This is a genomic window from Streptococcus sp. FSL L8-0526 (assembly GCF_038007145.1).
Lineage (GTDB): Bacteria > Bacillota > Bacilli > Lactobacillales > Streptococcaceae > Streptococcus > Streptococcus thermophilus.
Window position 1 is genome coordinate 721,935 of the sequence record NZ_JBBOWP010000001.1, and the last position, 18,600, is coordinate 740,534.

General features: G+C 39.3%; 18 protein-coding genes, 1 tRNA gene and 1 pseudogene. 15 read left to right on the forward strand and 5 right to left on the reverse strand.

The window, feature by feature from the left end:
- Positions 1-169: 169 nt before the first annotated feature.
- The 7 genes from yhbY (at position 170) to NSQ85_RS03940 (ending at position 7,170) form a co-directional block, all read left to right on the forward strand.
- Positions 170-487, forward strand: coding sequence for a ribosome assembly RNA-binding protein YhbY (gene yhbY, locus NSQ85_RS03910; protein WP_179972208.1), 318 nt, complete (start codon positions 170-172; stop codon positions 485-487).
- Between the two features lie 103 nt (positions 488-590).
- Complete coding sequence (locus NSQ85_RS03915) at positions 591-1,223, forward strand: nicotinate-nucleotide adenylyltransferase (protein WP_340781190.1); 633 nt, start codon at positions 591-593, stop codon at positions 1,221-1,223.
- Positions 1,220-1,810, forward strand: coding sequence for a bis(5'-nucleosyl)-tetraphosphatase (symmetrical) YqeK (gene yqeK / locus NSQ85_RS03920; RefSeq protein ID WP_179973949.1), 591 nt, complete (start codon positions 1,220-1,222; stop codon positions 1,808-1,810). The genes NSQ85_RS03915 and yqeK overlap by 4 nt, the downstream gene beginning before the upstream one ends.
- Positions 1,811-1,833: 23 nt before the next feature.
- Positions 1,834-2,187 carry a ribosome silencing factor gene (gene rsfS / locus NSQ85_RS03925; RefSeq protein ID WP_179972205.1) on the forward strand — a complete coding sequence of 118 codons (354 nt, stop codon included), beginning with the start codon at positions 1,834-1,836 and terminating at the stop codon, positions 2,185-2,187.
- Positions 2,188-2,510: 323 nt separating this feature from the next.
- Positions 2,511-3,251 carry a class I SAM-dependent DNA methyltransferase gene (locus NSQ85_RS03930; protein ID WP_332068333.1) on the forward strand — a complete coding sequence of 247 codons (741 nt, stop codon included), beginning with the start codon at positions 2,511-2,513 and terminating at the stop codon, positions 3,249-3,251.
- 6 nt (positions 3,252-3,257) lie between these two features.
- A complete protein-coding gene (locus tag NSQ85_RS03935; RefSeq protein ID WP_179973948.1) occupies positions 3,258-4,349 on the forward strand; it encodes a nucleotidyltransferase in 1,092 nt (363 codons plus the stop codon).
- A 715-nt stretch (positions 4,350-5,064) separates the two neighbouring features.
- Complete coding sequence (locus tag NSQ85_RS03940) at positions 5,065-7,170, forward strand: ATP-dependent Clp protease ATP-binding subunit (RefSeq protein WP_179973947.1); 2,106 nt, start codon at positions 5,065-5,067, stop codon at positions 7,168-7,170.
- A gap of 368 nt (positions 7,171-7,538) precedes the next feature.
- On the opposite strand, the gene NSQ85_RS03945 is transcribed toward NSQ85_RS03940, so the two are convergent.
- Complete coding sequence (locus tag NSQ85_RS03945) at positions 7,539-8,714, reverse strand: IS256-like element IS1191 family transposase (protein ID WP_179972202.1); 1,176 nt, start codon at positions 8,712-8,714, stop codon at positions 7,539-7,541.
- A gap of 352 nt (positions 8,715-9,066) precedes the next feature.
- Between NSQ85_RS03945 and NSQ85_RS03950 the strand changes: the two genes are divergently transcribed.
- Positions 9,067-9,702, forward strand: a complete 636-nt coding sequence (locus NSQ85_RS03950) for a DUF4230 domain-containing protein (protein WP_179973946.1) — start codon at positions 9,067-9,069, stop codon at positions 9,700-9,702.
- An 18-nt stretch (positions 9,703-9,720) separates the two neighbouring features.
- Positions 9,721-10,452 carry a hypothetical protein gene (locus tag NSQ85_RS03955; protein ID WP_179973945.1) on the forward strand — a complete coding sequence of 244 codons (732 nt, stop codon included), beginning with the start codon at positions 9,721-9,723 and terminating at the stop codon, positions 10,450-10,452.
- A gap of 41 nt (positions 10,453-10,493) precedes the next feature.
- Here the strand turns inward: NSQ85_RS03955 and NSQ85_RS03960 are convergent, their stop codons facing one another.
- Positions 10,494-10,802, reverse strand: a complete 309-nt coding sequence (locus NSQ85_RS03960) for a hypothetical protein (RefSeq protein ID WP_065972523.1) — start codon at positions 10,800-10,802, stop codon at positions 10,494-10,496.
- On the reverse strand, positions 10,799-11,218 hold the full coding sequence (locus NSQ85_RS03965) for an HIT family protein (protein WP_179972198.1): 420 nt from the start codon (positions 11,216-11,218) through the stop codon (positions 10,799-10,801). The genes NSQ85_RS03960 and NSQ85_RS03965 overlap by 4 nt, the downstream gene beginning before the upstream one ends.
- Before the next feature lie 64 nt (positions 11,219-11,282).
- Between NSQ85_RS03965 and NSQ85_RS03970 the strand changes: the two genes are divergently transcribed.
- The 5 genes from NSQ85_RS03970 to NSQ85_RS03990 all read left to right on the forward strand — a co-directional run bounded on the left by NSQ85_RS03970 (position 11,283) and on the right by NSQ85_RS03990 (position 14,694).
- Entirely contained in the window at positions 11,283-12,014 is a 732-nt protein-coding gene (locus tag NSQ85_RS03970; protein WP_179972197.1) for an ABC transporter ATP-binding protein, read from the forward strand.
- Positions 12,014-13,048, forward strand: coding sequence for an ABC transporter permease (locus NSQ85_RS03975; RefSeq protein ID WP_415669366.1), 1,035 nt, complete (start codon positions 12,014-12,016; stop codon positions 13,046-13,048). The genes NSQ85_RS03970 and NSQ85_RS03975 overlap by 1 nt, the downstream gene beginning before the upstream one ends.
- Before the next feature lie 57 nt (positions 13,049-13,105).
- Positions 13,106-13,897, forward strand: coding sequence for a cell cycle regulator CcrZ (ccrZ, locus tag NSQ85_RS03980; RefSeq protein ID WP_179973943.1), 792 nt, complete (start codon positions 13,106-13,108; stop codon positions 13,895-13,897).
- A gap of 9 nt (positions 13,898-13,906) precedes the next feature.
- Positions 13,907-14,548 carry a tRNA (guanosine(46)-N7)-methyltransferase TrmB gene (trmB, locus tag NSQ85_RS03985; protein ID WP_179973942.1) on the forward strand — a complete coding sequence of 214 codons (642 nt, stop codon included), beginning with the start codon at positions 13,907-13,909 and terminating at the stop codon, positions 14,546-14,548.
- A 59-nt stretch (positions 14,549-14,607) separates the two neighbouring features.
- Positions 14,608-14,694: transfer RNA gene (locus tag NSQ85_RS03990), tRNA-Ser, on the forward strand.
- 74 nt (positions 14,695-14,768) lie between these two features.
- Here the strand turns inward: NSQ85_RS03990 and NSQ85_RS03995 are convergent.
- Positions 14,769-15,951 (reverse strand): annotated as a pseudogene (locus tag NSQ85_RS03995) (NAD(P)/FAD-dependent oxidoreductase).
- Between the two features lie 127 nt (positions 15,952-16,078).
- Between NSQ85_RS03995 and ilvD the strand changes: the two are divergent.
- Positions 16,079-17,782, forward strand: a complete 1,704-nt coding sequence (ilvD, locus tag NSQ85_RS04000; RefSeq protein WP_179973940.1) for a dihydroxy-acid dehydratase — start codon at positions 16,079-16,081, stop codon at positions 17,780-17,782.
- Between the two features lie 147 nt (positions 17,783-17,929).
- Here the strand turns inward: ilvD and NSQ85_RS04005 are convergent, their stop codons facing one another.
- Entirely contained in the window at positions 17,930-18,289 is a 360-nt protein-coding gene (locus tag NSQ85_RS04005; RefSeq protein WP_011681528.1) for a metal-sulfur cluster assembly factor, read from the reverse strand.
- Positions 18,290-18,600: the final 311 nt, after the last annotated feature.

Sequence of the window (18,600 nt, forward strand, 5' to 3'; positions counted from 1 at the left end):
ATAAGCAAACAATGTGTTTTTCGCCCTGATAGTAATCTAAGCAACATACTATGTTACTTGGATTTGGAATTTTTGAAACTTTAAGCTCAAAAAATTAGCTATGGAACCCAAAGTTTACGAGCGGCCCTATCATCTAAGAAAAACATCAAAAAATTAAAAAGGAATAAACATGTCACTAACATCAAAACAACGTGCCTTCCTTAAATCGGAAGCCCACACCCTTAAACCTATTGTACAAATTGGGAAAAACGGTCTTAACGATCATATCAAAACTAGCGTTCGTAACGCCCTTGATGCCCGTGAGTTAATTAAGGTAACCCTTCTTCAAAATACTATGGAAGATATCCATGAAGTTGCTGAAATTTTGGAAGAAGAAATCGGCTGTGATACAGTCCTCAAGATTGGACGCATCTTGATTATTTACAAGGAATCTGCTAAAAAAGAAAATCGTAAGTTGTCACCAAATGTTAAAGCCATCCAAAAATAGTTGCTGACGTTACTTGGTGAAGGACAAATTAAGGTATAGAAACACTTTTAAAGTATTGAAGATGTTAAAAAATTATATAATGCTTGAATAAGAGGAGACGAACATGGCATTAGATCTTGTAACCCCGTTTACAAAGGTTCAACTAGAGGAAGAAATTAAAGATACCGGCCGTAAGCAGGTTGGAATATTAGGTGGAAATTTCAATCCTGTTCACAATGCCCACCTGGTTGTTGCAGACCAGGTGCGTCAGCAGTTAGGTCTCGATGAAGTTCTTCTTATGCCTGAATTTGAGCCCCCTCATATCGATAAAAAAGAGACTATTGATGAAAAGCATCGCCTTAATATGCTCATGCTGGCTATTAACGGCATCGAAGGTTTGGATATTGAAACCATCGAGTTGGAACGTAAGGGAATCAGCTATACCTATGACACCATGAAGCTCTTGACAGAGGCTAATCCTGATACGGATTATTACTTTATTATTGGAGCTGATATGGTCGAGTACCTACCAAAATGGCACCGTATTGATGAACTTATCGAGATGGTTCAATTTGTTGGTGTACCGCGTCCTAAGTATAAGGCTGGAACCTCATATCCTGTTATCTGGGTTGATGTGCCCCTTATGGATATTAGTTCAAGTGCAGTCAGATCCTACATTAAGAAGAATCGTACACCTAACTTCATGGTGCCGCAGTCTGTACTTGCCTACATCAAGAAAGCGGGGCTCTATAAATGACCTATGAAAAATACCTTGACTTTTCTCGTGATGAACTCCTTGAAAAAGTTAGAGCGGTTATGAGTCCTAAACGCTTTAGTCATGTTTTGGGTGTTGAGCGAGCTGCTATTGCTCTTGCTGAAAAGTATGGTTACGATACTGAAAAAGCTGGTTTAGCTGGCCTCCTTCATGATTATGCCAAAGAACTTCCAGACAAGGAATTCATAGAGCTCATCGATAAGTATGAGCTCGATCCTGAATTGAAAAAATGGGGAAACAATGTCTGGCATGGCATGGTTGGGATTTACAAAATCCAAGAAGATTTGGGTTTAAATGATTCTGAGATTCTACGCAGTATTGAAATCCATACTGTCGGAAGTCATGAAATGTCAATCCTAGATAAAATTGTCTATGTGGCTGACTACATTGAGCATAACCGTAATTTCCCTTTGGTAGAGGAAGCTAGAAAAGTAGCAAATCAATCTTTGGATAAAGCAGTTGCTTTTGAAACAGTTCATACGGTAGAACACTTGGCGCACCAGGCCTTGCCGATTTATCCCAAAACTCTTGAAACCTATAATGCTTTTGTGAGTTACTTAAAAGATTAATAATTAATTACTGGAGAATACAATTGACTAAAGAAGAATTACTTGAATTGGTTGTCAAAGCTGCTGATGAAAAGCGAGCTGAAGACATCGTTGCCCTAGATTTGTATGGTCTTACTAGCCTAACAGATTACTTTGTTATTTTGAGTGCAATGAATAGCCGTCAGTTGGAAGCTATTGCCGACAACATCCGTGAGAAAGTTAAAGAAGCTGGTGTGGACGCTAGTCACATGGAAGGTGACAATAAAGGGGGGTGGATTCTCTTGGATCTTAACGACGTCGTTGTTCACATCTTTACAGAAGATGAGCGTGCACACTATAACCTCGAAAAACTCTGGCATGAAGCACCAATGGTGGATGTGTCAGCCTATTTGACATAAGAAATTGAACTCAGTTGGCGATAACTGGGTTTTGTTGCTTAATTGAAAATCTAATGGAAAGAAAGGATAGGGTGTCGTGTTTAGTTAATTTTAAAAACTTAACACAAGCTAAAAGCTATGAGAAAAAGAAAAACTTCCTTGTATCTAGCGATACGGCAGAAAGTTTCCTATTTTCTCTCTGCTTTTAACGCTCTTTGTATCCTAGAAAGGATTTGAACCCGTCCTGTAATCGTCGGAAAATAGATAGCCTTGGCTTGGATCAGGCTTCCAAGTCAAAGCTTCTAATTTTCATTCCGATTACGGACGGACTTGGTATCGTGATTATGGCTACTTATGAAACTTTTGCGGCGGTCTACGACGCTGTTATGGATGACAGTCTTTACGATTTGTGGACGGCTTTTTCCCTCCGTCATTTGCCAAAGACTATGGACAAAAAGAAATTGCTTGAATTGGCTTGTGGAACAGGGATTCAATCTGTACGTTTTTCTCAAGCTGGTTTTGATGTCACTGGACTTGATTTGAGTGCTGATATGTTGAAAATTGCTCAGAAGCGTGCGTCTTCTGCCAAGCAGAAAATTGATTTTATTGAAGGCAATATGTTGGATTTATCGCAAGCTGGGAAGTATGATTTTGTGACCTGCTACTCAGATTCAATCTGCTATATGCAGGATGAAGTAGAGGTTGGAGACGTCTTCAAAGAGGTTTACAATGCACTCAATGAGGATGGCGTCTTTATATTTGATGTACACTCAACCTATCAAACTGATGAAGTTTTCCCTGGCTATTCTTACCATGAAAATGCTGAGGATTTTGCTATGCTCTGGGATACTTATGAGGATGCGGCTCCGCATTCTGTAGTCCATGAATTGACCTTCTTTCTCAAAGAGGAAGATGGAAGCTTTAGCCGTCATGATGAGGTGCACGAGGAGCGTACCTATGAGATATTGACTTATGATATCTTGCTAGAGCAGGCTGGCTTCAAATCTTTCAAGCTTTACGCCGATTTCGAGGATAAGAAACCGACTGAAACTAGTGCACGTTGGTTCTTTGTCGCCCAAAAGTAAGAGCCTATGACAGTTACAGGTATTATTGCTGAGTTTAATCCTTTTCATAACGGCCACAAGTATCTCTTGGATCATGCTGAAGGCATAAAAATTGTTGCCATGTCTGGGAACTTTGTTCAGCGAGGTGAGCCAGCTATTGTGGATAAGTGGATTAGAGCTCAGATGGCTTTGGAAAATGGAGCAGATCTCGTGGTTGAGTTGCCCTTCTTTACGGCAGTCCAGTCTGCCGATTATTTTGCATCTGGGGCTGTCGATATCTTGTCTCGACTGGGAATTGATAGCCTTACTTTTGGCACGGAAGAAGTCCTAGACTATCAGACTATAGCAGATGTCTATTCTGAAAAGTCAGAGGAAATGGAAGCCTTTGTGGAAAGTTTACCAAGTGACTTGTCTTATCCACAAAAGACGCAAAAAATGTGGGAAAAGTTTGCTGGTGTGGATTTTACTGGCAATACACCCAACCATATCCTAGGATTAGCCTATGCCAAAGCTTGTGCGGGTAAGGGCATTACGTTGAATCCTATCCAGAGACAAGGGGCTGGCTATCATTCCACAGACAAGGAAGTATCTTTCGCCTCGGCGACCAGTCTACGTCTCCACAAAGAAGATAGTGATTTTGTGGATAAGTTCATGCCCAATAGCAAACTTTTTCAAACTTCTCCACAGGTCTCTTGGGATAATTATTTCCAATTGCTGGTTTATCAGATTCTTACAAACCCTGATTTGACCAATGTTTTCCAGGTGAATGAAGAGATTGCCAGTCGTTTAAAAGCTGCTATTCGTGAGGTTTCTTCTTTGGAGGAACTGGTGGATAAGGTAGCAACCAAACGCTATACAAAAGCACGAGTACGTCGTATTTTGACCTATATCCTAGTTGGAGCTGTGGATAATTCTTTGCCTAAATCTATTCATGTGCTTGGATTTTCTCAAAAAGGGCAGTCTCATCTCAAATTTGTGAAAAAGTCTGTGGATATAGTGGTTCGGATTGGACGAGAACCTTGGGATATGCTTACACAACAAGCGGATAATATTTATCAATTAGGCAACCCTGAACTTTCCGAACAAAACTTCGGACGCATACCGATTAGAGTAAAATAGTTTTATAAAAGGTCTACCTCTGGTAGGCTCTTTTACTTTTCGTAAACTATTCTCAAAAAGGTCAAAAAAGATCAAACAAAACTATTGACCTTTGCTGACTAATGGTGTGTTATGATTCCATAAGGATTTAGCTTCTTTATAAGATTGCAGGACTAGCTTAAATAATTGTAAAAAGGTAATTATAGCTTGCCTGCAAAAAAAATTACAATAAAGGTCAAAAAAAAGTCAAAAAAATATGTTGACCAATACTGACCAATGCTGTACAATATAAACATAAGGAAATGAAATCCTTATGAAGGTTGTCAAAACAGTCCATATACCGATATGAAAAGATTGCAGCTTGTCTGCTTAAATTTTCATTAAAAAGTTCAGTAAAATTCAAAGCTAAATTCTTGACCCAAGCAGATGAAAGGTATATGATAAGACTTAAGGAAAAGGGATTCCTTAAGCTATAAGTTTCTTTCTGAAATAAGCTTGTAAGTTAGCTATTTTGAGAGATTCACAGAAAGAAGGTGGCTCTTATGCTAAATAATAATTAATTCAAGACTGTGAAAGTTCTCAGCCTTCTACCAAGAGCAAAACCAGAAATTATTAGAAGAGTAGTTGAGGCTCTAAAATTTTTAGGTTTTTGGTCAGTAAAAGTCAATTTTGACACATTAACTAAAAAATAACACTTAAGAAAAAATCACAAGAAAACACTGTATGAGGTGATTATATGAACAACAACTTTAATAATATGGATGATCTTTTCAATCAATTGATGGGTAACATGGGTGGTTTCCATTCAGAAAGCCGTCGCTACATGATTAACGGTCGTGAAGTGACACCTGAAGAATTTGCGATTTACCGTCAAACAGGTAAATTGCCTGGTAATCAAGGTGAAGCAGTGAACCCAACGCAACAACAGGGTAAAGGACCTAAACAAGATGGTATTCTTGCTAAGCTTGGTCGTAACTTGACTCAAGAAGCTCGCGAAGGTAAATTAGAGCCTGTTATCGGACGTAACAAAGAAATTCAAGAAACTGCCGAAATCTTGGCTCGTCGTACTAAGAATAACCCAGTCCTTGTCGGTGATGCTGGGGTTGGTAAAACAGCTGTAGTTGAAGGTTTGGCACAAGCCATCGTTAATGGTGATGTCCCAGCTGCTATCAAGGACAAAGAAATCATCTCAATTGATATTTCTGCACTTGAAGCTGGTACTCAATACCGTGGTAGCTTTGAAGAAAACATTCAAAACTTGATAAATGAAGTCAAAGAAGCTGGAAACATTATCCTCTTCTTCGATGAAATTCATCAAATTCTTGGTGCCGGAAGCACTGGCGATGGTCGAGGTTCTAAAGGTCTGGCTGATATCTTGAAACCTGCTCTTTCACGTGGTGAAATAACAGTGATTGGTGCAACAACTCAAGATGAATACCGTAACACTATCTTGAAGGATGCTGCCCTTGCTCGTCGTTTCAACGAAGTTAAGGTCAATGCTCCTTCTCCTGAAGATACCTTCAAGATTCTTCAAGGTATTCGTGATCTTTATGAAAAACACCACAATGTTATCTTGCCAGATGATGTCTTGAAAGCAGTGGTTGATTTTTCAGTACAATACATTCCACAACGTAGCTTGCCAGATAAGGCTATTGACCTTTTGGACATGACAGCAGCTCACTTGGCAGCACAACATCCAGTAACTGATGTCAATGCTGTTGAACGTGAAATCGAAGAAGAAAAAGCTAAACAAGAAGCTGCAGTTGCTAAAGAAGATTACGAAGCAGCTCTAAATTCTAAGATTCGTATTGAAGAACTTGAAAAGAAAATTGCTAACCATGCAAAAGATCGCAAGGTGACTGCGACTGTAAACGATGTGGCTGAATCCGTAGAACGTATGACTGGTATTCCAGTATCTCAATTGGGTGCAACGGATATCGAACGTTTGAAAGATATGGATAACCGTTTGAAAACTAAGGTTATCGGTCAAGATAAGGCCGTTGAAGCAGTGGCACGTTCCATTCGTCGTAATCGTGCAGGATTTGACGAAGGTAACCGTCCAATCGGTAGCTTCCTCTTTGTAGGACCTACTGGTGTTGGTAAAACTGAGTTGGCTAAACAATTGGCCCTTGATTTGTTCGGTACCAAAGATGCTATCATCCGTTTGGACATGTCAGAATACAGCGACCGCACAGCCGTTTCTAAATTGATTGGTACAACAGCTGGTTATGTTGGTTATGATGATAATAGTAATACCTTGACAGAACGTGTTCGTCGTAACCCTTATTCAATCATCCTTTTTGATGAAATTGAAAAGGCAGACCCTCAAGTTATCACCCTTCTCCTCCAAATTTTGGATGATGGCCGTTTGACTGATGGTCAAGGTAATACTGTAAACTTCAAGAACACAGTCATTATCGCAACTTCAAACGCTGGCTTTGGTTACGAATCTAACTCGACAGAAGATGCTGATAAACCAGAACTCATGGATCGTTTGAAACCTTACTTCCGTCCTGAATTCCTTAACCGTTTCGACGCAATTATTGAGTTCTCACACTTAGATAAGGAGGACCTTTCTAAGATTGTCGATCTCATGTTGAATGAAGTTAACAAGACTCTTTCTAAGAAAGGCATGGACTTGACGGTTAGCAAAGCTGCTAAAGACTATATGATAGAAGAAGGCTATGATGAAGTTATGGGTGCTCGTCCACTCCGTCGTGTGGTTGAACAACAAATCCGTGACAAAGTCACAGACTTCCACTTGGATAACCTTGATGCTAAACACCTAGAAGCTGATATGGAAGATGGTGTCTTAGTTATCAAAGAAAAAGATGCTAAATAAAAAGCATAGGAACTCCTAATCCGATTAATGAAGCAGAGATGTTAGTAGACATCTCTGCTTCTTCTTTTTTTAAGACTTTCCTTGGGTGCTACGGACGGAAGCGACTTCCTAACGGAATTCCATTCCTAAGATTTGAGCCTAAGTCTCAAATCTTCCGAGTGACATAAGCAATATAGTTTCTCTCACCTTTAGCACAGCGGAAAGTCTTGTTTTGGGTATTGCTATTACTTCCATGTTTATTCTTAATTTTAAAATGATATGAAATTATAATAATCTTATGATATGAATAGTTAAAATATATTATATTTTCAAGAAAATATGATACTGTCAATAATTATGTGTAAACACTCAAGTAGAGTTGAAGAATGTTAATCAAATAAGCTTTCAAGTGTGTCAGCACATTGGCCAAACCCTTTATGGATGCGTTGATTTTGCTTGAAATTATAATCTTCAAACAGGGTAACTAAATAACGTCCCAGAGCCTCCTCGTTAGGAAAAAGAATCTTCTTTTTCGTTTGACGTTTGATCTCTTTGTTAAGAGACTCAATGAGGTTTGTCGAATAAATGCTATGCCAAATCTGGTAGGGAAACTGATAAAAAGTTAAAAGATTATCCGTATTCTCCAGACTTTCCATGACTTTCCTATACTTTGGTTTCCATTCGGAGATAAAGTTCTCTAAAGCTTGCACTGCCATTTCTAAATTTTCAGCACGATAAATCGTTTTAAATTGCTCCAGAATAACCGCTCTATCTGCTCGTTTCACTTTACTAGCTAGATTTCGACTAATATGAATTAAGCAACGTTGTTGTTTAGCTAATGGGTAAGCCTGATTGATAATCTCTTCAAGCCCCTTGAAGCCATCGGTCACTACAAGAGAAACCTGTTGGATTCCTTGGTTTTGAAGCTTGTCTAACAGGGTGGACCAAGAAGCATTGTTTTCATTTGGGGCGATTTCATATCCAAGAACAGCCTTCTGTCCTTCTGGTGTAATGCCAAGTGCGATATGAATACATTCTTTACTAACGGTTCCACGTCTTAATGGAAGATAGGTTCCGTCAAGAAATAAAACAGAGTAATTGGCTTCTAAGCTTCGCTCATGAAAAGTAGCGACATTCTCCTGAGTTGCTTTTGAGATATTAGAAATTGTGGCAGGACTATAGTGATGACCATACATTCGCTCGATGATATCACTAATTTCTCGAGTCGTTACACCGGTTTGATAGAGTTTGATAACCATCTCTTCCAAGTGGTCATCTCGACGTCCATAAGCGGGAAGCAAAGCTGGACTAAAGTTCCCATTACGATCTCTAGGAATACTCAACTGAACAGTCCCATATTTGGTTTCGAATTTCCGTGCATAGCTTCCGTTACGACTATTCCCAGAATTATAGCCTAATTTATCGTAAGGTTCATACCCTAAAAAGGCTGATAACTCTGCTTGAAGCAGATCATTCATAGCTGTTTCAAGAGAAGTACGGAAAAATTCATCAATATCTTGCTTTTGGGCTAGGAAGTTAAGTAGTTCTGTGGTAAACTGAGTCATAGGAATAAATCTCTTTCTAGTAATGTTTTGCAACTCTACTATAACGGATTTATTCCTTTTTGTGTTTACACAACTTATTTTACACTACCGAAAATATTGACAACATATACACATATATATATATAATGTTTACAGAAATATATATATAATGTTTACAGAAAATTAAATTTAGGTGAAATTATGGTATTCGTATTTTAAAGGTGATAAGATGATAAAGGTAGTTTTATGGATTTTAGCTATTCTACTTCTTATAGGTGTGGCAATGTTGAACCCCCTGATTGCAGCTGGGATTGTAATTTTAGCACTGTTAGTTCAGTTGTTTTTGAAGAAGTAGGAGTATGGGAGAATTTGAATGAAATTAGTAAAAAGATTTTTTAAAACAAAGATTTTACTTTGGAAAGTAGTAGGTATTGGACTTATTGCTTTACTGGGTTTAGTTTTAGGATTATATATTAGTTTTTCTAAAGCCAATAGTGAATCGAACCAAACTACAAATACATACTCAACAATCAAAAAAATTGAAAAAGTTCAAGAAGTGGTTTTGTTAAATGTTGGTATACAGAAAGTTAAGACAATTAAAGATAATACAAAGTTATTTGGTACTAAATTTGTGATTCCTGGTTCTGAAAAGAGAGCGATTATTATTCTCAACTATACTGCAAAATTCGATATCAAAAAAGGTGTTTCTATTAGTAAAGAAGGTGAACACCATTATCTCGTGACTTTGTCTAAGTTTGAATCCATTGGTGTTGAATTAGATAAAGATAAACCTTATAAACTTTATGATACCAGTGGGGAGATTCTTAGTTATTCTACTAAAGATATAGATACTGGTAAAGCAGTTGCAGAAGGATTTTCTAATAAGGAACAGGAATCTTATTTAAACGAGCACAGAAGTATAATAGAGGAGTCAGCAGAAAAATATTATACTTCGCTGATCAAATCAATCGATTCTGAAGCAACAGTAACAGTCGAAAGTAAAAAATAAATTTTAGGAGAAAATATTATGAAAAAGTTAATCACATTTGTTCTTTTGATGTTCGTTGGTATCGGATTAGTGGGATGCCAAAATGATAGTAAAAAGTCAGAGGGAAATCCAAAGGTAAAACAATCAAAGGTTCATACTGCTAAATCAGATCCTTTCCAAAAACTTATTGATAGCTCTATATCTACAGATGAAATTTATGTTACTGATGATATTACTGTAGGCAAAAAAGGTGATGTTGAGCCGGGAATCTATGATATTGAAGTTACGGGTGGTTCAGGGAATATTTTAGGAACAAGAAAATCTAAAGATGGTCTTTCTATAAACTTTATTGCAGGTGCAGTTGGGAATATTACAAATGGTGCTTCAAAGATTAGACTTATTTTATTTGACGGAGATACTTTACAATTAGATGACATTTCTAAAGTAAAATTCAATGCAGTAGCTAAGGAAGTTGAACCAAGTAATGAACTTGGTCAGGGAGAATTTATTGTAGGCAGAGATATTAAGGAGGGAACCTACAAATTAAGCACTAACGTTAATCTTGACCCACAATTTAGTAATCTTGGTTGGAGACTCACTATTGAAGATTTAGATTCAAATACTTCAAAAAGCCAAGAATATAATCCAGGCAATACAGATGTTGTTGTTAGATTAAAGAAAAATCAAGTCCTAAGTATTTATTATGATGGATTATCTGACGAGTCAATAAAGGCTGACGATGCTAAATTAATTTTTACAGAGTACAAGTAGTTGTCGATTTTTAATCAGCAATAAAGGTAAGTAGCACGAGGCTACTTACCTTTTTCGTTATCATCACCTTGATACTTTTTCAAGCGTTCTTGGATGATGCTGAGTCGGGGTTCTAGGTCTTTTTGGAAGACACGTGTTTTATAGCTGAGGTCTTGTTTGATGTCATCAAGCACAAGGTTTTGTTCCTTGATGATGTCAAGGTTGCGTTTGATTCTGTCCAGATCGTGAGAGATATTTTCTCGTGATTGGTTGAGGTCTAGGATCTCTTCTTTGATGTCTTCACGTCGTTTATAGGCGTAGTAGGCACCACAGGCAAGGGTTCCAAGAGCTAGAAGGCGTCCGAGTTTCATTCTGTTACCTCTTTAGCAATGCTGTCAGCAAGGTTTGCTAGGGCAGCGAAGTCAGGTTCATGCTCATCAAAACTCATATGGATACCGTCGTCTGAACCGTAACGAGGTACTAGATGGATATGGGCATGGAAGACAGTCTGTCCAGCTACTTCTTCGTTGTTGTTGAGAACATTCATTCCGATAGCTTTTGTTGCTTTTTGGACGGCACGGGCAATTTTAGGGACGCGGCTAAAGACAGTCTCTGCGGTTTCAGCAGACATTTCTAAGATGTTGCGAACGTGTTCTTTAGGAATGACCAAAGTATGTCCTTTTGTAGCTTGTGAGATGTCGAGGAAGGCTAGAACCTTATCATCCTCGTAGACTTTTGATGATGGAATTTCTCCAGATATAATTTTACAGAAAATACAATTATCCATAATAACGACCTTTCCATGAGTTTCTGTTATAATAGATTATATCATACCAAAGAGAGAAAAGATAATGCTTAAATTAGAAAAGGTGACGGGTGGTTATGCCAATATTCCCGTCCTAAAAGATGTCACTTTTGAGGTGGCTGATGGTGAATTGGTTGGTCTGATTGGTCTTAATGGTGCTGGGAAATCAACAACAATTAACGAGATTATTGGTCTCTTAACACCCTATGGAGGACAGATTGCCATTGATGGGTTAACTATTCAACAAGATCCAGCTAGCTATCGTCAGAAGATTGGCTATATTCCTGAGACGCCAAGTCTTTATGAAGAATTGACGCTTCGTGAACATTTGGAAACGGTGTTGATGGCCTATGGTCTTGATGTGACTGAGGGTATGGCACGTGCGGACAAGTACCTCAAACTCTTTCGCTTAGATGAAAAGTTGGACTGGTTCCCGACTCAGTTTTCAAAAGGGATGAAGCAGAAGGTCATGATTATCTGCGCCTTTATTGTCAACCCAAGTCTTTTCATTGTTGATGAGCCCTTTTTGGGATTGGATCCCTTGGCGATTTCTGATTTGATTGAGCTTCTGGCTGAGGAAAAAGCCAATGGCAAGTCTATTCTCATGTCGACTCACGTTTTGGATTCAGCCGAGAAGATGTGTGATCGCTTTGTGATTTTGCACCATGGACAGGTCTTGGCACAGGGGACGATTGATGAGTTTCGTCAGACCTTTGGCTACAGTAGTGCTAGTCTTAACGATATCTATATGCAGTTGACTAAGGGAGAATTGTCATGATAGCTGAACTTTTTAAGGAGCGTAGCAGACGATTCACTACTCGTTGTGCTAAGTATAGTCGCTACGTCTTTAATGACCACTTTATCCTGGTTCTTCTTTTTTTGCTGGGTTTTGTCTTGGTTCAGTATAGCCAGTTACTCCGACATTTTCCAAAGAATCCATGGGCCATTATTCTTGGCTTACTTGTGCTTTGTCTTTTACTGCCTTTTTGGGGCAATATTGCCACCTATTTAGAGCCTGCAGACAAGTACTACCTCTTAGTTAAGGAAGAAGAGGTGCTAGGCCATATTAAGAAGGCGACAGGGCGTGCTTTTAGATTTTGGGTGCTCATCCAGACATTGATTTTTATCTTGGTCGTCCCACTTTTTCTGGCCTTGGGTCTTCCAGTTTGGGGAGTTGTCCTTGTAGCCGTGGCTATGGCTATTCTTAAGTATTTTATTTTCCAAAAGAAAGCACAACCCTTTTATAAGCAGTCTGGATTGAATTGGACTGATGCTATTGCAGCGGAGAATAAACGTCAACAATCAATCTTGAAGTTTTTTTCACTCTTTACCAATGTTAAGGGAATTACATCGAGTGTTAAACGCCGTGGCTATTTGGATGGCATTATCAAGCGTACAAAGAAAGACAAGAAACATACGTGGTACAACCTGTACCTAAGAGCCTTCTTACGTTCAGGAGATTACTTTGCCCTTAGCCTACGCCTTTTTGCTTTAACACTTTTGGTTATATTTTTGGTTCCTGAAAAATGGCTGGCTATGGTACTTGTGGTTGTTTTTGACTATCTCTTACTCTTCCAGCTCACAGCGCTTAAATCGCACTTTGCTTACCAAAGGATGGCCAACCTTATGCCAATTGGAAAAGACATGCAGGTGAGCAATCTAAAGCACTTGATTAATCAAATTGTCCTTGTAATGACACTGATTCAGGCTCTTTGTCTCTTTGACCTTAAATTTAGCCTGATTTTGGTTGGAGTTATGCTAGTTTTGAGCCTTGTTTACCTACCAGCCAAGCTTAAGAAGATGATTGACTAATACCTATTAAATAAGTTAGAATAGAAGCAAAAGACTAAAGAAAAAGGAGATGCCTAGGTGACATCAACAGATAAAGATTTGAGCCTGACTCCTCTCAAAGGAAATAGTGGTAAGGCCTATATGGGGACTTATCCAAACGGAGATCGTGTCTTTGTGAAGATGAATACAACACCAATCTTGGCAGCTCTTGCCAAGGAACAGATTGCGCCCCAGCTCCTGTGGGCTAAGCGTCTGGGAAATGGTGATATGATGAGTGCACAGGAGTGGCTTGATGGTCGTATTTTGACCAAACATGACATGAACAGTAAACAGATTATCCAAATTCTTGGTAATCTGCACCGCTCTAAACACTTGGTTAATCAGCTCTTGCAGTTGGATTATCATATTGAAAATCCTTTTGATCTTCTACACGAGTGGGAGGAAAATGCTGCCTATCAATTGCGTGAGAATAGTTTCCTTCAAGATGTTGTTAGAGATTTGAAACGTCATCTTCCAGAGTTTCGTGCAGAGATTGCGACCATTGTTCATGGCGATGCGCGTCATAGTAACTTTGTTATTACAACCTCAGGATTGATTTATTTGGTTGATTGGGATTCTGTACGTCTAACTGACCGTGTGTATGATGTAGCACAGATTCTTAGCCATTACATTCCTTTGGCTCACTGGCCACAGTGGTTGTCTTATTATGGTTACAAGAACAATGACCTTGTTTTGGATAAGATTTACTGGTATGGACAATTTTCATATTTGACACAAATTTCCAAATTCTTTGATAACCGTGATTTGGAACATGCCAATCGAGAAATTTATGAGCTGCGTAAGTTCAGAGAGACCTTGCACAGATATTAGAAAGTAGACATGCGAGTTAGAAAACGTAAAGGTGCAGAGGAACACCTAGCTAACCATCCTCAGTATGTTATCCTTGAGCCGGAAGCTGCTAAAGGTAAGTGGCACCAGATTTTTGGCAATGACAATCCTATCCATATTGAGGTGGGGTCTGGTAAGGGAGCCTTCATTACTGGAATGGCCCAACAAAATCCTGATATCAACTACATTGGTATTGATATCCAGTTATCTGTTTTGAGTTACGCCTTGGACAAGGTCTTGGCCTCAGGTGCTGAAAATGTCAAACTCTTGCGTGTGGATGGATCTGCTTTGACCAACTATTTTGAAAATGGTGAAGTGGACATGATGTATCTCAACTTCTCAGATCCATGGCCCAAGAGCCGTCACGAGAAACGTCGTTTGACCTACAAGACTTTCCTAGATACTTATAAGCAAATTTTGCCTAAAAATGGAGAGATTCACTTTAAAACAGACAATCGAGGACTTTTCGAATACAGTTTGACGAGTTTCTCACAGTATGGAATGATTCTTAACAAAGTGTGGTTGGATCTTCATGCAAGTGATTATGAGGGCAACGTTATGACTGAGTACGAGCGAAAGTTTTCAGAAAAAGGTCAAGTTATCTACCGAGTAGAGGCTCAGTTTAAAGATTAAATCTTGAAAATTCTAATTAAAATGAACGATTAGTCAGTAATGGGTTAATCGTTTGATATGGAGAGGTCGCATAGAGGCCGAGTGCGCACGCTTGGAAAGCGTGTAGTCCTTAACGGGGCTCGGGGGTTCGAATCCCCTCCTCTCCTTTTCAGAAATAGACAAAGTGTCCCTTCCAGAATAGAAGGGACACTTTTTGGATAGAGTTATTCGAAAAATTTCGTTAGTCCCAAGGGCTCTGAATTCCTGCTACCCAACCAGTACAGAGGGCGCTTGTAATATTAAAGCCACCGGTGTGGGCATTGATGTCAAGGACCTCTCCTGCAAAATGTAGGTGAGGGACTTTTTTACTTTCTAGGGTTTTAGGATTAATTTCCTTGAGGTCTACGCCACCTTTGGTTACAAAGGATTTGGCAAGTGACATTTTGCCCGTAATTGGAATTTCCATCTCCTTTAGTTGACTGATAAGATTTTCCAAATCTTTGGGATGGAGTTGTTTAATTTTGCTATCCGCCTTATCTCCTGCTAGAAATTCAGCGACACGCTCAGGCACTAGACCTTTGAGAGTATTTTTAACAGATTTCTCGCGATTTTCCTCAAAGTAGGTCTTGAGATTTTCTTGGCATTGGTTAGGAAGAAAATCGAGATGAGCTATTTCACCGCCTTTAACAAAGCTAGATAAACGTAGGGCAGCCGGTCCAGATAGGCCAAAATGAGTGAAAAGAAGGTCATGAGTAATCTTGTGTTTTCCATAAGATAGCGTGACATCGTCAAGAGAAATTCCCTGTAAAGCCTTATGTGGAAAGTCGGTTAGGAGTGGACTTTCTGCAGCTTCAAGATCAGTAACATGGAGTTTGAAATGTCGAGCGATATCGTGACCAAAACCAGTTGAACCTGTTGATGGATAAGATTTTCCCCCAGTTGTGACGATGAGTTTATCACTAGTAAAAATCTGGTCTGCAGACTTAACTTGAAATTGTTCATCGACTTTTTTGACAGAGATAACTTCCGTATTAGTAAGAATAGTAGCACCTAGTTCTTGGATTTTATTTTCCAGAGCTTGGATAATAGTACGTGATTTATCTGTCTTAGGGAAAACACGACCGTGGTCCTCAACCTTGAGTTTGACACCATTGTCCTCGAAAAAAGCAATAATATCGTGATTATCAAATTGAGAAAAGACGCTATAGAGGAAACGTCCATTACCTGGAATACCTGCTAAGAGATCGTCCAGAGTTCCATTGTTAGTGACATTACAACGTCCACCACCAGTACCAGCTAGTTTCTTACCGAGACGTTTATTTTTTTTCAATCAGAAGGGTTTGTTGGCCATAAAAGGCTGAGGCAATGGTCGCCATCATGCCAGCAGGTCCCCCACCAATAACGATAGTATCAAAATATTTCATAGTTTTATTTTAGCATAATTTGAAAAGAGAAAATAGTTGGTAAATGGTCAGATTTTTTAGACAATTTATGTTAAAATAGGAGTACAAATTTAAATTAGAATTGTTACTAACTATGGAGGAAAATATCATGTCTGAAAATAACATGAAACACCGTTCTTCTGTCTACGATAGCATGGTTAAATCACCTAACCGTGCTCTGCTTCGTGCGACTGGGATGACGGATGATAGTTTTGAAAAGCCTATTGTTGGGGTTATCTCAACTTGGGCTGAGAACACGCCATGTAATATCCACTTGCACGGTTTTGGTCAAATTGCCAAAGAGGGTGTCAAAGATGCGGGTGCTTGGCCAGTTCAATTTGGTACAATTACCGTTGCAGATGGTATTGCCATGGGGACACCAGGGATGCGTTTCTCATTGCCATCTCGTGATATTATTGCTGACTCAATCGAAGCTGCTATGGGTGGTCACAATGTCGATGCCTTTGTTGCTATTGGTGGCTGTGATAAGAATATGCCAGGTTCAATGATTGCTATTGCCAACATGGATATCCCAGCTATTTTTGCTTACGGTGGTACGATTGCACCGGGTAATCTTAACGGTAAGGATATCGACTTGGTTTCTGTTTTCGAAGGTATCGGTAAATGGAACCACGGAGATATGACTGCCGAAGAGGTTAAAAATCTTGAATGTAATGCCTGCCCTGGCCCTGGTGGTTGTGGTGGTATGTATACTGCTAACACAATGGCAACAGCAATTGAGGTTATGGGGATGAGCCTTCCAGGATCATCATCTCACCCTGCAGAATCAGCTGATAAGAAGGCTGATATCGAAGAAGCAGGTCGTGCAGTTGTGAAAATGCTAGAAATGGGACTTAAACCATCAGATATTTTGACACGTGAAGCCTTTGAAGATGCCATCACAGTTACAATGGCGCTTGGCGGTTCAACAAATGCCACTCTTCACTTGCTTGCTATCGCTCATGCGGCTAACGTTGATTTGACGCTTGAAGACTTCAACGATTTCCAAGAGCGCGTGCCTCACTTGGCTGACTTGAAGCCTTCAGGTCAATATGTCTTCCAAGACCTTTACAATGTTGGTGGTGTGCCAGCCGTTATGAAATATCTTCTTAAGAATGGTTTTCTTCACGGTGATCGTATCACGTGTACTGGTAAGACTGTTGCAGAAAATTTGGAAGCTTTCGATGATTTGACACCAGGTCAAAAAGTTATCATGCCACTTGAAAATCCTAAACGTGCAGATGGTCCCTTGATTATCTTGAAAGGTAACTTGGCCCCAGAAGGTGCTGTTGCCAAAGTATCAGGTGTTAAAGTGCGTAACATTACTGGTCCTGCTAAAGTATTTGACTCAGAAGAAGATGCGATCGAGGCAGTTCTTTCTGACGAAATCGTTGACGGTGATGTAGTTGTTGTACGTTTTGTAGGTCCTAAGGGTGGTCCTGGTATGCCAGAAATGTTGTCATTGTCATCAATGATTGTTGGTAAAGGACAAGGAGACAAGGTTGCCCTCTTGACTGATGGACGTTTCTCAGGTGGTACTTACGGACTTGTTGTAGGTCATATTGCTCCTGAAGCTCAAGTTGGTGGACCGATTGCCTACCTCCGTACAGGTGATATGGTTACAGTTGACCAGGATACCAAAGAAATCACTATGCATGTACCAGACGAAGAGTTGGCGAAACGTAAAGCAGAAACTGAGTTACCACCACTTTATAGCCGTGGTGTCCTCGGTAAGTATGCTCACATCGTTTCATCAGCATCACGTGGTGCGGTTACTGACTTCTGGAATATGGATAAATCAGGTAAAGCTTAATCACATGCTGTAAAACAAAATCACATCGTATATTTGTGCGATGTGATTTTTATGATTCTAAGTTTTAGGGTGTTGTGTGAGTTAGTAATGTCTATCCACTGTTTCCTTAATAAAAAACCGATTGGACATTTCCAATCGGTTTTGGTTTTATTTTCCGCCCCGAGGTGAGATACCTAGGGCAATACGGCCATAACGACTAATACGGGTCATCTTCCAGACTGGTGAGTAAGTGGTTTCTACTTTGACAGAATTAATGCCATCAATTGCTTTTAGTTTTTCAGCGATTTCATATGGCATGGTCTCTTCACAGCCACAGCCAGTATCGGTAAAGGTCATAAGGAAGTAGCAGTGACCATTTTCATCGATGTTGATTTCATAAATCAAACCAAGATTGTAGATATCTAGCTCAATTTCAGGGTCGAATACAGTAGTCATTTGTTCAATAATTTGCTCTAAGAAGGGCTGAGCCAAATCATTGATTTTGATATCATTACGGAAGTTTTTCATAGGACTCGTTCTTTCTATTTTGCTTTTGTTTATTGTTTATTATGGCATAATGTAGGACTTTTTTCAATCCGGTTTGGTAATATGAGGCTATAGTGCGCTTTGGATTGGCAACAAAAAAACTTCAACGGTAAGACCGTTGAAGCTAATGTGCCTCAATAATAGGCAGTTTTGTAACGAGAGTTACGTGAACACTGTCAATAATTGGAGCAAGAATGAAAATCCCAAACCCTTCAGAATTGTCCCAACATTCCTGAATAGGCAGATCCGGTATCAACCACATTTACTATGGAAGTACCAATCAGTTAAGCCAA